The sequence below is a fragment of the Kribbella sp. NPDC055110 genome (assembly GCF_053607525.1).
On record NZ_JBSGTS010000008.1, the window covers coordinates 192,626 to 207,210 of the forward strand.

Genomic DNA, 14,585 nt, shown 5'->3' on the forward strand with positions numbered 1-14,585 from the left:
CGATGCGTTTCATGATGGTTTTCAAGGCCAGCGAAGAGTCCGAGGCGGGTCAGCTGCCGAGCGAGGAGAGCCTGACCGCGATGGGCCTGGTGATGGCCGAGATGGCGGAGAAGGGCGTCCTGCTCGCGGGCGACGGGCTGCTGCCGAGCTCACACGGCTTCCGGCTGCAGCTGGACGCCGGGAAGCGCCGGGTGGTCGACGGTCCGTTCACCGAGACCAAGGAGCTGATCGCCGGGTTCTGCCTGATCGACGTCGGGTCCCGCGAGGAAGCGGTCGAGTGGGGCTGGCGCTGTATCGCGGCGGACGCCCTCGGCGCCGGCGACCCCGAGACGTCCGGGCTGCTGGAGATCCGGCCGGTCCCCACCGCCGACTTCTTCGGTGACAACTACACCGACGAGGCCCGGGACCGTAACGAACACACGTTCCAGAAGGCCGCCGAGAACCTTCAGAAGAGCAGCACCTGACGGATCGACACGCCGGCGGCCAGGTCGTCGAAGGCTTGATTGAGGTCGTCGAGCCCGACCGTCGCGGTCAGCAGCCGGTCGACGGGTAGGCGGCCGGCTCGGTAGAGGTCGACGTACCGCGGGATGTCGCGGGACGGCACCGACGAGCCGAGGTACGAGCCCTTCACCGTGCGCTCCTCCGCGACCAGGCTCACCGCGGGCACGCTGAACGTCTGCGACGGATGCGGGAGTCCGACGGTGACTGTGGTCCCGCCACGGCGCGTGGCGGCGTACGCCTGCTCGAGCACCTTCGCGCTCCCGACCGTCTCGAATGCGTAGTCCGCCCCGCCTGACGTCGCCGCCCGTACCTGCTCGACGGCGTCGGCGTCTCGGGCATCCACAACAGCCGTAGCCCCCAGCGCTTGCGCCAGCTCCAGCTTGGTGGGTACGACGTCGACGGCGACAATCGGATGCGCTCCGACGAGGACAGCGCCGAGGAGCGCTGACAGTCCGACGCCGCCGAGCCCGAAGACGACCGCACTGCGACCGGCCCTGACCTGAGCGGTGTTGACGACCGCGCCGACCCCGGTCAGCACGGCACAGCCGAAGAGCGCGGCGATCTCGGGTGGCAGCGACGGATCGATCTTCACGGCCGAACGCGCGGAAATCACCGCATGATCCGCAAACCCGGAGACACCCAGATGGTGGTGCACGTCGGAGGACAGGCGGCGGGCGCCGTTCAGGAGCGTGCCGGCGGCGTTGGCGGCGGCCCCGGGTTCGCACAACGCAGCCCTGCCCTCAGCACAAGGTCCGCAACCGCCACACGCGGGCACAAAGGCACAAGCAACCACGTCGCCGACCGCGAACCCCGGCGCGTTCGACTCGACGACCGAACCCGTCGCCTCGTGACCGAGGAGCATCGGCATCACGCGCGGGCGCGAACCGTCGATCACCGAGAGGTCCGAGTGGCACAACCCGGCCGCGCGGATCCGGACCAGCAGCTCCCCCGGACCAGGCGGCGCGAGCTCCAACTCTTCCACGTACAGCGGCCGCGATTCGGCGTACGGCGCCGGCAGGCCCATCTCCCGCAGTACGGCGCCGCGCACGATCATCCCGTAATCCCTTCGAGGGCCGCGCGGATCTCGTCCGGCACCGGGACGGGGACGCGATCGTGCCGCCCGACGAAGACGTGCACGAACCGGCCGGTCGCGGCCGGTTCGTCCGAGCCCTCACGGAACAAGGCGATCTCGTAGCGCACACTGGAGTTGCCGAGCTGCCCGCACCGCAACCCGGCGTCGACGACCCCCGGGAACTCGAGCGGTTGCTTGAACGTGCACTGCGAGTCCACGCACAACCCGATCACGTCGCCGCGATGGATGTCGAGCCCGCCGACGCGGATCAGGAAGTCGTTGATCACGGTGTCGAAGAAGCTGTAGTACTCGACGTTGTTGACGTGCCCGTAGACGTCGTTGTCCTTCCACCGCAGCGTGATCGCCAGGTGGTGCGGATACTCGCTCCGGCTCACGGCTTGCGGCCGACACCCACCCAGAGGCTGCACATGACGTCGATATCCTGCGATTCAGCCATGAAATTCCCATCCGCGCTGCGGCTCAGAACTGAGCAGCCATCGTAACCGGTGCACAACGGACCGTGACACCGGCAGAACGACACTATCGCTCCCCGGCGGCCATGCCACCAGCTCCGGCGCGTCCCGCGACGGCCTTTACACAGGATTGAATTCCCGCCGCCCGCCGGGTCGTGGTGGACTAACTCCACAACGTGAGGGGACGACATGGGCGACGTGATTCAGGGGCGGCAGACGGCGGCGTACGACGGGGAGCTGGTCGTGTTCCTGATCGGGATGCGGGTCAACTCGCTGGTCAAGGTGCGCGAGTGGGTGCCGGTGCTGCGGGCGATGGGGCCGATGCTGCGCGAGCTGATGAAGGACAAGGACAGCGGGCTGCTCGGGTTCCGGACGCTGCCGACGTGGCGTGGAATCACGCTCATCCAGTACTGGGAGTCGGTGGAGAAGCTCCAGGCGTTCGCGAACGACACCGGCCGGACGCATCGGCCCGCTTGGGTCGAGTACTTCCGCAAGTCGTTCAAGGGCGGCGCGGTCGGCATCTGGCACGAGACGTACGTCGTACCGGCCGGCAACACCGAAACCATCTACGGCAACATGCCCCTGCTCGGGCTCGGCAAGGTCACCGGCGTCGAGCCGGTCGGCAAGCGGGGTGATACCGCCGCCGAACGCCTGCATCAAGCGGAATAGCTACAGTGCAGTCGTGCGGTTTATGCGGGACCTCTCGACGCTTCTCCGGCGGCGTGATTTCCGGCGTCTGTTTGCGGTTCGGCTGACGTCGCAGTGTGGGGACGGGGTCTTCCAGGTCGCGCTGGCGTCGTACGTGCTGTTCTCGCCGGAGCGGGCGCCGGACGCCGCGGCGATCGCGGGGCTGTTCGCGGTGTCGCTGCTGCCGTACTCGATCCTCGGACCGTTCACCGGCGTACTGCTGGACCGCTGGTCGCGCCGCCAGATCCTGTTCGCGGCGAACCTGACCCGGGCCGCGCTCGTCATCGGCGTCGGCGCGATCGTCGCGGCCGGGAACGCCGGTGCACTGTTCTATCTCGCCGTACTGCTCACCCTCGGCGTCAACCGCTTCCTGCTCTCCGGCCTGTCCGCAGGTCTCCCGCACGTGGTCGAGCGCGACGAGCTCGTGATGGCCAACGCCGTCACCCCGACGTCCGGTACGGCGTTGTTCCTGATCGGCGGCGGGATCGGCGCCGGGGTGAAGCTGCTCGTCGACTCCGACCTGGTCGTCCTCGGGCTGACCGTCGTCATCTACACGGCCGCCGCCCTCCTCGCGCTCCGGCTGCGGCGCGACCAGCTCGGCCCGGACCTGAACGGTGACGAGCCCGGCATCCTCGAGGCCCTCCGCACGATCGCGACCGGTCTCGTCGACGGCGGCCGGCACCTCCGCGAACGCCGGCAGGCCGCACTCGGCCTCGCCGCGATCGGGTCGCTGCGGTTCTTCTTCGGGCTGATGACGGTCGCGATGATCCTGCTGTACCGCAACTACTTCTACGGTCCCGGTCAGCTGGATCAAGCGTTCGGCGGCCTCGCGATCGCGACCGGTGCGGTCGGCGCGGGCCTGTTCGTCGCCGCGCTGGTCACGCCGTGGGGCACTCGGGTAATGGCGTTGCGGCAGTGGATCACTGTGTTGTTCGCGGCCGCGGCGGTGGTGAGCGCCGTACCGATCGGGTTCTACACCAAGCCCGCGATGGTGGTCGGCGGGTTCCTGACCGGGTTCTGCGCGCAGGGCATCAAGATCAGCGTCGACACGCTCGTGCAGACGCGTGTCGACGACGTGTACCGCGGTCGGGTCTTCTCGCTGTACGACATGATCTTCAACGTCGGGCAGGTCTCCGCGGCCGCACTCGGCGCGGCGATCCTGCCCGACAACGGGAAGTCCTACCCGGTGCTCGCGCTGATCGTGGTCGGCTTCGCGATCACCGCCGTGGTCTACTCACGTGCCTCGCAAGGCGGTGATCGGCTGGATGGCGGAGGCTTTCCAGGCGGGATAAGTACCGGCGACCAGACCGATGAACGCACCCAGCAGGGGTGAACCGAACGCCAGCCGGTTGTCCAGGATCGGTGTCCAGTCGCGGACCCAGGACACGCCGACGGTCAGGATGACGCCGACCGCCGTACCGAGTAGTCCGCCGAGGAAGCCGACGATCACGCTCTCCACCAGGAACTGGACCGCGATGTGTCTTCGGGCCGCGCCGAGTGCTCTGCGCAGACCGATCTCCGAGATGCGTTCCAGGACCGACAGCAGCGTGACGTTCGCGATGCCGAGCCCGCCGACCAGGAGCGCGACCGCACCGAGCAGCAGGAACAACGCGTTCAGGTCGGACTCCACACCCTTGCGTACGGCGCCCTGCTTCGGCGGAGCGTCCACGGTCAAGGTGCTCGGGTTGTTCGGCTCGATCGCGATCGGGGCCTGCTCCGCGATCAGTTGCGCGGCGCCGACCGCCGTACGGATCTCGACCGCGTCCGGCGACTCCAGGTTGTAGGCCTGCTTCGCCGTCCCGTTCGGCATGATCACCGCGTCATTCAGGTCGGCGCGGCCGGTGACCGAATCGAGGATCCCGATCACCGTGTACGGCTCGTCGCCGATGAACACGGCCGGCTGCGAGTCGACCCGGTTGATACCGAGCCGCTCCGCCGCATGCTTGCCCAGGACAACCACCTTGTCGGCGCGCCGGTCGTGACCGTCGTCGAAGAACCGGCCGGTCTTGAGCACCGCGCGTACGGCGTCCCAGAGACCGGATGACCCGGCCATCACCTGGAGCGCCTTGCCCGCACCGCCGTCCAGGCCGGTGACGTTCTCGACCAGGTCGTCACCGATCACGAGATTGCTGACGGTCCCGACCGCTTCCACGCCGTTCAGCCTCTTGATCCGGTCCGGCGCGTCCCACGGCAGTTGGGTCGCCGCCTCCCCTTCCTGCCCGCCTTTGTCGTCCGGTTGCACGACTACCCGGGTCGCTGCGGCCAGGTCGAACCGCTGCGTGATCTGTCCGGCCGCTGTCTGGCCGAGCCCGACCGTTCCCACCAGTGCGGCGACTCCGAGCACGGTGCCGAGGGTGGTGAGAATCAATCGGGTCGGCCGGGCCGCGACGCCAGCCAGCGCTTCGTCGAGCAGGTCCCGCACGGCGGGACGAGATCTGAGCCGGCGACGCCGGGAGCGGGTCGGGGTGGAGGACGACGCCGCTCCCGGCGACGTGGACGGCCCGCCGGCGGGATCCGGGGGGCCTGCTTGGGTTACCACTGGAGGGTTCCGTCGACGATGCGGACCTGGCGTTGCGCCCGGCGGCTGACGTGGTCGTCGTGGGTGATGACGGCCAGCGTCATGCCCTCGGAGTGCAGTTCGTCGAACACCTGCAGGATCGCCTCCGCGTTCGCCGTGTCGAGGTTTCCGGTCGGTTCGTCCGCGAGCAGCAGACTGGGCTCCGCGACGAGCGCCCGCGCGATCGCGACGCGCTGCCGTTCACCACCCGACAGCGTGGTCGGCGCGAATTCCATCCGATGCGACAGCCCGACCCGCTCCAGTGCGACCCGCGCCCGCGCCATCCGTTGCCGCCGCGGCACTCCGACGTACACCATCGAAAGCGCCACGTTCTCCAGCACGGTGCGGTGATCGAGCAGATGGAACGACTGGAACACGAACCCGATCCGCTCCCCTCGCAGTACGGCGCGGCGCCGCTCGCGCAGGCTCATCGTGTCCACGCCGTCCAGCCGGTACACCCCACCCGTTGGGTTGTCCAACAACCCGAGCAGGTGCAGCAACGTCGACTTCCCGGACCCGGACGGCCCGACGATCGACAGGTACTCCCCCTGCCCGATCGTCAGATCGATCCCGTTGATCGCCTGTACTTCGGGCGGCCCCGGGAAGAACCGTCGTACGCCGATCATCTCGACGACCGGCGCCGGCAACGCGACCGCGGTACTCATCGTCCGACCACCACCTGATCGCCCTCGGACAACTTCGCGTCGCCCTTCGGGGTGACCTGCGCGAACCCGTCGGCGGTCAGCCCGACCGTGACCGGGATCAGCTCCACCTTCCCGTTCCGCAGTACCTCGACCCGCGACGCACCGTCGGACCCGGACGACAGGGCAGCCACCGGTACGGCGAGAACCTTGCCGCTGGTGCTCTTGATCGGGATCGTCACCCGCACGTTCGCGTCCCGCAGCAGAGCCAACTGGCTCGCGGTCAACGCGTTCGGCGCGACCACCACGTCGTACTGGTTCCCGTTCTTCGTGACCCGGCGGACCTTCCCGGCGACGGACACGCTGTCACCGAGATCGAGCGTCGCCGGCATACCCGCCTTCAGGCGCTGCGCGGTCTCCGCGTCGACCTTGACCGTGACGACCAGCGACGCACCGCTGGCCGACATCACCACGCCGTTCACGGTCCCGCCGCGCTCGACCTTCACGTCGTCGACGCGGCGCGGCAGCGTCTTGACGTAGACGACTTCGGACACCGGCAGCGGCGTACCGGCCTTGAACTCGGCCTCGTTCTGCGCATCCTGAGCATCCGCGAGGTTCTGCTCCGCGTCGTCGACAGCGCCTTGCTGCACGGACGTGTCCTTAGCCTTTGCGTCCTTGGCCGCCTTCAGTTGCGACTGAGCCTGACGGAGTTGCTTCTTCGCCGCGTCGACCTGGTTCTTCGTCTGGTCGACGGCCTGCGTGAACTTCTCGTCCGGCGTCGGAGCGTCGTATCCGGCGTCCTCGTACAGGTTTTCCACCGCACCCGACGTGTCGAGCGTGTACTCGTCGTCGACCGTTCCCGGGTCGTACCCGAGCCGGTCGAGCGTCTGCTCCAGCTGCAGCACGTCCGGCCCCTTGGACCCGGGCGACAGCGTCCGGTACATCGGCAGTACGCCGGCCAGTCCGATCACCGGCCGCCCGGTGATCTCGAGCAGCGCCTTGCCCTCGGTGATCGTCGACCCGACAGCCGGCACCTTCCCGGTCACGATCGCCGGTGTCGTCAGCCCGCTGGTCTCGACCCGGATGTTCACCGCGCCGTCGAACGACGCGTCACCCCGGCCGACCACCTTGCTGGACAGCGCCTTCTTCGCCACCGGCACGGTGATCTGGGACGCCTTCGGTGCCGCGGTCTTCGCGGCGGCGTCCTCCGGCGAGCTGATCCGGCTGCCCGCGGCGACACCGACTCCGAGCGAGACGGTGGCAACCGCGGACACCCCGACCAGCACCCGGCGCCGGGACTTGGGCGAAGCGGTCACCGGTTCGCCGTCTCGTCGCGGTACGACTCGAGCTCGGCCTTGTGCTGGTCGACGAACTCCTTCTCGGCCGCGTACTGCACCTTCTTGTACGCATCGTCGTACCCACTGGCCTTGCACTTCTGGTCCGCCACCGCGAGGGCGATCTCGGACTTGCGCAGCTCGGACAGCTTCGCCGAGTCGACCTTGTCGAACGACGGCGGGCCGGTGATCGTCTTGGACGGGCCGTTCTTCGCCGGCGGCTTGTTCCCGGTCAGCTCGTCGAGCTTCTTCTGGATCTGCTCACGCGGGTCGTCGACCTTCTTGAGACCGGAGTGCCCGGCGTCGGCCATGCAGTCGGACCAGGCGCTGGTCGCGTCCACCACGCGCTGGTCGCCGTCGATCCGCTTCTGCAGCGCCTGGATGTCCTTGAACAGGCTGTCGAACTTCTTGAAGTCGACGCTCCGGTCCGCCCCGTCGCCGTACACCTCCTTGACCGCCTTGCCGCGACAGCCCAGGTCCTGCTGACCGCTCGAGCTCGGGCCGTCCTTGCCGCCCTCGATCACGATCGCGCCGTTCCCGGTCGCGTTCGGTCCGTTCAGGGCCTTGTCGTACGCCTTCTGCGCGGCCGCCGACAGCGCGCTGCGGATCTTGGTGTTCGGGTTCGAGTCGTCCTCTCCGGCCTTGGACCAGTCGATCGTGCTGATGCCGTACCCGTACTGCTCGGCGAACTTGTCCGGCGGCAGGTTGAACGCTTCGCTGAACTTGCTCTTCGCGTTCTGTTCCGGCGGTACGGCGACGTACTCGAAGCCGGCCGCCTTCATGCAGGTGACGGTGGCGTCCTCGACCTTGCGCTGCTTGGCCAGCTCCTCCTCGCTCGGCTGCTGCGCGCCGCCGGCCCGGACCGCCATCTTGAACCCGCCGCCGGACGAACTGACGAAGCCGTCGCCCATGTACTCCGCGAGCGGACTCTTGTCGCTCTGCTGATCGGACGCGACCGGCGCCTTGTCGTTCCCACAGGCGGCCAATGCCAGGACCGCCATCACGGCGAGTGCTGTTCTCTTCATGCCGTGGAGCGTGCCGCCGCGGCCGTGAAGAACCTGTGAAGGTCCCGTTTGCACCTGATGCTCTCAGCCGATCTTCATCGGATTCTCATCAACTTCGGGGACATTGAGGGGTATGCCAGCCAGGATCTTGGTCGCCGAAGACGACCTCAAGCAGGCGGAGTTGATCCGGCGGTACCTCGAGCGGGAAGGGCACCTGACCGTCGTCGTGCACGACGGCCGGGAGGCCATCGACGAGGCCCGCCGGCGCAGCCCGGACCTGCTGGTGCTCGACGTGATGATGCCCAAGGTCGACGGTCTGGACGTCTGCCGGGTCCTGCGGGCAGACGGCGACGTGCCGATCATCATGCTCACCGCCCGCTCCACCGAGGACGACCTGCTGCTCGGGCTCGACCTCGGCGCGGACGACTACCTGACCAAGCCGTACAACCCGCGCGAGCTCGTCGCGCGGGTCCGGTCGGTACTGCGGCGGACTCGGAGTAGAGCAGAAGGTGAGGTGTACCGCGTCGGCGACCTCGAGATCGATCCTTCACGCCACGAGGTTCGGTTGACCGGGGAGCTGATCGAGCTGACACCGGCCGAGTTCAAGATCCTCGCCTGTCTCGCGGCCTCGCCGGGGCGGGCGTTCTCGCGGCAGCAGCTGCTCGAGCACGCGTTCGGCTTCGACCACTACGTGTTCGACCGGACCGTCGACGTCCACGTGATGAACCTGCGGAAGAAGATCGAGCCGTCCTCGGGCGCACCGGCGTACCTGAAGACCGTGTACGGCGTGGGGTACAAACTCGCGGACAAGGCGGTGAGTCATGCGTCGTAGCGTGCTGGTCCGGTTCCTCGGACTGTCGCTCGCGGTCGCGCTCGGAGCTGTCATCGCCACTGCGGTGATCGCGACGTACAGCACGTCGGAGAAGCTGCAGGGCGAGATCGACGCGAACACGGGACAACTGCAGGTCGACGGCGAGATCTACGGCCAGCTGTCGAAGTACGCCGCGGATCATCCGACCTGGTCGGGCGTGGACAAACTGGTGCACGAGCTGGCCGACAAACTCGGCCGCCGGGTCGCGGTCACCGCCGACGACGGCTCGGTGATCGCGGACTCGGCCCGGATGCTCGGCGCCGCGCCGGACCTCCCGTCGGTGCCGGCGGCAACCATCGACGTCCGGAACTCCGGTGGTGCGAAGCTGGCGGGGATCTCGAGCGTGATGAACGTGTACACCGCCCGCAAGACGGTGGCGGCCGGCGCGGCGGGCGGGTTCGTCACGACCGCGACCGCGATCCCGCCGTTCGTGGCCGCGCCCGACTGGGGGTTGACCGAGGAGGAGCAACAGAAGCAGGCAAAGCTCGCCCAACAGGCAGCCGACTGCTACACCGCGAAGGGCAGGCCCGCGAGCGTCGCGCAGACCGCCGGGGCGGTCCCGCAGGTGATGATCGAGTCGACGGAGTCGCTCGCCGGCGCGCGCGTGATGGAGAAGCCCGGGATCTCTTCGAAGGACGACAGCTGTTACCAGCCCGGGCTGTACGCCCCGAGCGCCAAGGCCAAGATCGTCAACGACGACGAGGTCCGGCGCGCGGTCGCCTGCCTCGATGCCGCGAGCATCAAGTACCAGATCAACGACTTCGAGGGACTGAAGTCGATCGAGCCCAAGGCCAAGGGCGACGTCACCGACAAGTTCATCGACTGCACCACCCAGGCCCGCGTCCAGGCATTGACGCCGTACGTCGCTCCGCCCGCGAAGCTGTACCTCGGGGCGAAGAGCACGTTCAACGTCTTCTCCGGCGAGGGACTGTTGCGGACGGCCGCGACCGCGCTCGGTGTACTGCTGATCGCGGCGTTGGTGATGTTCTTCGCCGGACGTCGGCTGGTCCGGCCGATCGTGGCGTTGACGGGTGCGACGCAGCGGATGCGGAACGGGGACCACGCTGCGCGTGTGCCGGTCAGCGGGAAGGACGAGGTGGCGCGGCTCGGGCATGCGTTCAACGACATGGCCGAGTCGATCCAGCGGCACGACTTCCAGCGCAAGGCGATGGTCAGCGATGTTGCGCATGAGTTGCGGACACCGTTGGCGAACATCAAGGGATATCTGGTCGCGTCCGAGGACGGCGTCGTACCGCTCGATCAGGCGCTCGTGACCTCTCTGCTCGAGGAGACCGGGCTGCTGGAGCACTTGGTCGCCGACCTCCAGGACCTCGCCCTCGCCGACGCGGGCATGCTCCGCCTGCATCCGGGCGAACGCGACCTGTCCGAGCTGGTCCAGCAGATCGTCTCCGCCCACGGACCAGCCGCCGACAGGGCCGGGGTGACCCTCAGCGCAGCGGTCGACGGCCCGTCCCTTGCAGTGGTCGACAGCGCTCGCATACGCCAGGCCCTCGGAAACCTGGTCTCGAACGCGATCCGCTACACGCCACCCGGCGGCCAGGTCGTCGTCGGCGTACGGCCGGTCGACGGCGGCTACAGCCTGACCGTCACGGACAACGGCACCGGCATCGCCGCGGACCACCTCCCGCACGTCTTCGACCGCTTCTACCGCGCCGAACACTCCCGGAGCCGCACCACCGGCGGCAGCGGCCTCGGCCTCGCGATCACCAAACACCTCGCCGAAGCTCATGGCGGCCTGATCACCGTCACCAGCCGCCTCGGCTCCGGCTCGACCTTCACCATCTGGATCCCTGGAGCTGCCACACTGTCGCCGTGACGCAGCCCCCGAACCCCTACGGCCCACCAAACAGTGGCTGGCAGCAACAACCCACCCAGCCGCCCTACGGCCCACCGGGACCAGGCTACGGTCCAGGCCCTGCTTATGGACCGGGTGGTTACGGCCCCGGCGGACCGCGGCGGCCGCCGACGCTGCTGTACGTCGCGATCGCGGTCGTCGGCGTACTCGCGGTGCTCGGCATCGTCGCCCTGATCCTCCCGGGGCTCACCGGCGACGACAACCAGGGCGGCCCCGCAGCGCCGTCCCCTGCCTCGAGCCAACCGACCGGAGCGCCACAGCCCACCTCCTCCGAGCCGTCGTACGAACCGTCATCCGCACCCACGTCCGCACCCACGTCCGCGCCGTCCACACCCGCACCGCGCCTCACCGAGGCCGGCACACTCGCCACCAGGTTCCTCGCACTCCTGAACGCGAACGACAAGAAGCGCGCGCTGGCACTCGGCTGCACGGACAGCAAGCAACTGCTGGAAGGCCTGCTGGTCTTCGTCGACCCACCGACCAAGCTGTCGGTCACCGGACCCGCCGCCTCGGTGCGCAGCTACTACCCCCGGATCTCGGTCCCGTTCGCCGGCACGAACAACGGCAGTGTCCCGTGGGCCGGTACCGTCGACATCATGGACGTACCGTCCCAACCGCTCTGTGTCCGCCTGATGTCACGCTCGCGCTGATCGATCCTGGACTGATCCGGATGGCGCCGAGGAAAGCCAGCGTGGCCGACGTCCACGAGATCGCGTCAGCGATGCCGTACGTCACCAAGTGGGAGCGCGACGACGGGACGGATCGCCCCGTCTACCAGGTCGGCGGGAAGTCGTTCGTGTTCTTCCGTACGCCGCGACCGGATGCGGTGGATCCGGTGAGCGGGGACAAGTACGACGACGTGATCATGGTTTGGGTCGAGTCCGAGAACGAGAAGCTGGCGCTGCTGTCGGACGACTCGAACCCGTTCTTCTCCACTCCACACTTCGACGGCCATCCCTCGGTCCTCGTCCGGGCCAGCCAACTAGGCGAACTCACCAAGCAGGAACTCACTGAGGTCATCCAGGACGCATGGCTCTCCCGAGCCTCCACCAGGCGCGCAACGATGTGGCTGCGAGAGCACCGATTGAGCTGATCCCGCTGCCACACTGAACATGTGAGCTCACCGCCTCCCGGCCCCGACTACAGCTGGCAACCTCAGTCGGGCGACTACAAATCTGCGCCCACGTACGGGCAGCCGCCGCGAAAGAACCGCGCCGGACTGATCATCGCCCTGATCGTCGTACTAACCCTGGTAGCCCTCGGCGCAATCGGCCTACTCACCTACCGCCTCGTCAACAACCACCCCACCTCCACCCCCGGCAAGCCCACAACAACCACCCGCCCAACCACCGCCCACGCAACTGCCGTGCGCCCAACTGCCCGCCCGACGACTGCGCGCCCAAGCGCGACCGGGACGGGCGCAGCAGGTGCGACCAACCTCGCCCGCCGTTTCATCACCCAGCTCAACGCCAACAACTCCGCAGCGGCGACCGCACTGGCCTGTGAGAGCTCCCGGCAACTGATCCCGACGTTGATGCAGACGTTCCTCACTCCGCCCACAAGACTCACCGCAGGCAAGCTGGTCGGTCAGCAAACCACCTTCGTCATCCCCTTGACCGGCACCACCAAGCGCTCCACGGTCACCGGCATGATCGTCATCCACGAGATCCCCCCAGAACCCCTCTGCATCAGCGCCTTCCAAATCACCACCCGCCAGTAGCAGCGCGACTGCCGGCTACCGGGATCGTCTCGGCGCGAAGGATGTGCGACCAGATGGACGGGCCGTAGCCGTGGCTTGATCGTGTGGGGAGTTCTGCTGGTCGTTTCCGGTGGGTAGGACTCCCCGGACTGTCACCGGCCACGCGCCGCAGACCGCTTAGCGGGGGGCTAGGGCGCGGGCGGTTTGTAGGAGGTTGGTGCCGGTGGGGAGGGTGGCGATGATGGGGGTGTCGAGGCCGTTGTCCACGTAGCGGTTGATGTGGGCTCGGCATTCGGCGGGGGTGCCGTGGACGATCAGGGCGTCGATGAGGTCTTCGGGGATGGCTGCCATGGCGGCGTTGCGGTCGCCGGTGGCCCAGGCGTCGCGCATCGGTTTCATGATTTCGCCGCGCCCGAGCCAGTCGTGGAAGGCGGCGTACCCGGGCACGGTCAGGTACGTCGCGATCAGGAAGCGGCCGATGTTGCGGGCCATGTCGGCGTCCTCGGTGACGCAGACGAAGATGCGCGCGGCGAGTTCCTTGTCCGGTCCGAGTTCCTCGCGGACCTGGGGTACGTCGTCCGCGGACAACCAGTTCGTGATCGCGCCGTCGGCCTCGCGGGCGGCCAGGCGCAGCATCTGCGGTCGCAGCGCGGCGAGCATGATCGCGGGCGGTACGTCGGGCGCCTTCTCCAGGCGGAACCGCCGGATGGTGAAGCTGTCGAACTCGCCGTCGACCTTCTCCCCCGCGAACGCCTGCCGCAGGAATCGCAGTACGTCGCGGGTGCGCGCCAGCGGTGGGTCGTACGCGATCCCGTTCCACCCGGTCACGATCGTCTCCGACGACGCCCCGATCCCGAGCACGAACCGCCCCGGCGCGAGATCCGCCAACGCCGCCGCACTCATCGCCAGCGCCGCCGGACCGCGCGTGTGCACCGGTACGACAGCCGTCCCCAAACGCAAAGAGGAGTCCCACTCGGACGCGAGCACCAGCGGCGTGAACGCATCCGCGCCGGCCACCTCCGCCGACCACAGGTCGGTGTACCCCAACTCGTACAGCTCCGAGATCAGCGGGCGGTGATCACGCAGCGGTACGCCGGTCAGCGGGACAGTCAGACCCCAGCGCATTCAGATCATCCTTTTCAGCAACGGCAGCGGCGCGAACCGCATGACCTGGGCGAGCGGCCACCACGGCCGCGCCGGCACGTACGCCTTCGCCTTCTCGGCCTCGATCGCGGCGACCATCGCGCGCACCCCCGGCTCGGTGTCGACGATGAACGGCGCGTTCGCGACCCGCTCGTTCATCTCGGACCGGATGTACCCGGGGTAGATCGTGCTGACCTTGATCGGTTTGCCCAGCAGCTCCAGCCGCAGCCCTTCCCCGATCGAGGCGAGCCCGGCCTTCGTCGCGGCGTACGTCGTGACCGTCTTCGGGAACCCGCGCAGCGCAGAGATCGACGCGATCAGCACCAAATGACCGGCGTTCCGCGCCCGGAACAGCTCGAGAGCGGCTTCGACCTGGGCGAGCGCGCCGACGAAGTTGGTCAATGCGGTGTCGCGGTTGGCGTCGAACCGGCCGGTGCCGAGCGGCGCGCCCTTGCCGAGGCCGGCGTTCACGACGATCCGGTCCAGCAGCAGCTCCGCGTCGATCTCCCGGAACACCTTGAACACCTGGTCGTGATCGGTCACATCCAGGCTGTGGACAACTATCGTGGCCTGTGGATAACGCGCGGTCAGTTCGGCCTTGAGCGCGTCCAGCCGCTCGGTCCGGCGCGCGGTCAGCGCCAGGTTGTGGCCCTTCGCCGCGAACTGCCGGGCCATCTCGGCACCGAGGCCGGAGCTGGCGCCGGTGATCAGGAGGTTCCGTCGCATC

Annotated in this window: 16 protein-coding genes; 8 read left to right on the forward strand and 8 right to left on the reverse strand. The window is 68.4% G+C overall.

The window, feature by feature from the left end:
- The first annotated feature begins 2 nt into the window (after window positions 1-2).
- Window positions 3-464, forward strand: a complete 462-nt coding sequence (locus ACWF0M_RS15380; RefSeq protein ID WP_452236295.1) for a YciI family protein — start codon at window positions 3-5, stop codon at window positions 462-464.
- Here ACWF0M_RS15380 and ACWF0M_RS15385 read toward each other — a convergent pair.
- Complete coding sequence (locus ACWF0M_RS15385; protein ID WP_452236296.1) at window positions 446-1,555, reverse strand: zinc-dependent alcohol dehydrogenase family protein; 1,110 nt, start codon at window positions 1,553-1,555, stop codon at window positions 446-448. The two genes, ACWF0M_RS15380 and ACWF0M_RS15385, sit on opposite strands and share 19 nt — an antisense overlap.
- Window positions 1,552-1,968, reverse strand: a complete 417-nt coding sequence (locus ACWF0M_RS15390) for an acyl-CoA thioesterase (RefSeq protein WP_452236297.1) — start codon at window positions 1,966-1,968, stop codon at window positions 1,552-1,554. The genes ACWF0M_RS15385 and ACWF0M_RS15390 overlap by 4 nt, the downstream gene beginning before the upstream one ends.
- A 267-nt stretch (window positions 1,969-2,235) precedes the next feature.
- On the opposite strand from ACWF0M_RS15390, the gene ACWF0M_RS15395 reads away from it, so the two are divergent.
- Window positions 2,236-2,715: a DUF4188 domain-containing protein gene (locus ACWF0M_RS15395; protein WP_452236298.1), complete on the forward strand. Its 480-nt coding sequence runs from the start codon at window positions 2,236-2,238 to the stop codon at window positions 2,713-2,715.
- A gap of 22 nt (window positions 2,716-2,737) precedes the next feature.
- On the forward strand, window positions 2,738-4,066 hold the full coding sequence (locus ACWF0M_RS15400) for an MFS transporter (protein ID WP_452236417.1): 1,329 nt from the start codon (window positions 2,738-2,740) through the stop codon (window positions 4,064-4,066).
- Here the strand turns inward: ACWF0M_RS15400 and ACWF0M_RS15405 are convergent.
- The 4 genes from ACWF0M_RS15405 to ACWF0M_RS15420 form a co-directional block, all read right to left on the reverse strand.
- Window positions 3,968-5,155 carry an ABC transporter permease gene (locus ACWF0M_RS15405; protein WP_452236299.1) on the reverse strand — a complete coding sequence of 396 codons (1,188 nt, stop codon included), beginning with the start codon at window positions 5,153-5,155 and terminating at the stop codon, window positions 3,968-3,970. The two genes, ACWF0M_RS15400 and ACWF0M_RS15405, sit on opposite strands and share 99 nt — an antisense overlap.
- A 110-nt stretch (window positions 5,156-5,265) precedes the next feature.
- A complete protein-coding gene (locus ACWF0M_RS15410; protein WP_452236300.1) occupies window positions 5,266-5,955 on the reverse strand; it encodes an ABC transporter ATP-binding protein in 690 nt (229 codons plus the stop codon).
- Window positions 5,952-7,247, reverse strand: coding sequence for a peptidoglycan-binding protein (locus tag ACWF0M_RS15415; protein WP_452236301.1), 1,296 nt, complete (start codon window positions 7,245-7,247; stop codon window positions 5,952-5,954). Before ACWF0M_RS15415 ends, ACWF0M_RS15410 begins: the two co-directional genes overlap by 4 nt.
- Entirely contained in the window at window positions 7,244-8,290 is a 1,047-nt protein-coding gene (locus ACWF0M_RS15420) for a hypothetical protein (protein WP_452236302.1), read from the reverse strand. Before ACWF0M_RS15420 ends, ACWF0M_RS15415 begins: the two co-directional genes overlap by 4 nt.
- Before the next feature lie 112 nt (window positions 8,291-8,402).
- Between ACWF0M_RS15420 and ACWF0M_RS15425 the strand changes: the two genes are divergently transcribed.
- The 5 genes from ACWF0M_RS15425 to ACWF0M_RS15445 are packed head-to-tail and all read left to right on the forward strand — an operon-like array spanning window position 8,403 to window position 12,736.
- Window positions 8,403-9,101, forward strand: a complete 699-nt coding sequence (locus ACWF0M_RS15425; RefSeq protein WP_452236303.1) for a response regulator transcription factor — start codon at window positions 8,403-8,405, stop codon at window positions 9,099-9,101.
- Window positions 9,091-10,977, forward strand: coding sequence for a sensor histidine kinase (locus ACWF0M_RS15430; RefSeq protein ID WP_452236304.1), 1,887 nt, complete (start codon window positions 9,091-9,093; stop codon window positions 10,975-10,977). Before ACWF0M_RS15425 ends, ACWF0M_RS15430 begins: the two co-directional genes overlap by 11 nt.
- Window positions 10,974-11,666 carry a hypothetical protein gene (locus tag ACWF0M_RS15435; protein ID WP_452236305.1) on the forward strand — a complete coding sequence of 231 codons (693 nt, stop codon included), beginning with the start codon at window positions 10,974-10,976 and terminating at the stop codon, window positions 11,664-11,666. The genes ACWF0M_RS15430 and ACWF0M_RS15435 overlap by 4 nt, the downstream gene beginning before the upstream one ends.
- 20 nt (window positions 11,667-11,686) lie before the next feature.
- A complete protein-coding gene (locus tag ACWF0M_RS15440) occupies window positions 11,687-12,109 on the forward strand; it encodes an MmcQ/YjbR family DNA-binding protein (RefSeq protein WP_452236306.1) in 423 nt (140 codons plus the stop codon).
- 21 nt (window positions 12,110-12,130) lie between these two features.
- Window positions 12,131-12,736, forward strand: coding sequence for a hypothetical protein (locus ACWF0M_RS15445; RefSeq protein WP_452236307.1), 606 nt, complete (start codon window positions 12,131-12,133; stop codon window positions 12,734-12,736).
- Window positions 12,737-12,892: 156 nt separating this feature from the next.
- On the opposite strand, the gene ACWF0M_RS15450 is transcribed toward ACWF0M_RS15445, so the two are convergent.
- Entirely contained in the window at window positions 12,893-13,840 is a 948-nt protein-coding gene (locus tag ACWF0M_RS15450) for an LLM class F420-dependent oxidoreductase (RefSeq protein WP_452236308.1), read from the reverse strand.
- Window positions 13,841-14,584, reverse strand: coding sequence for an SDR family oxidoreductase (locus ACWF0M_RS15455; protein WP_452236309.1), 744 nt, complete (start codon window positions 14,582-14,584; stop codon window positions 13,841-13,843).
- Between the last annotated feature and the right edge of the window lies 1 nt (window position 14,585).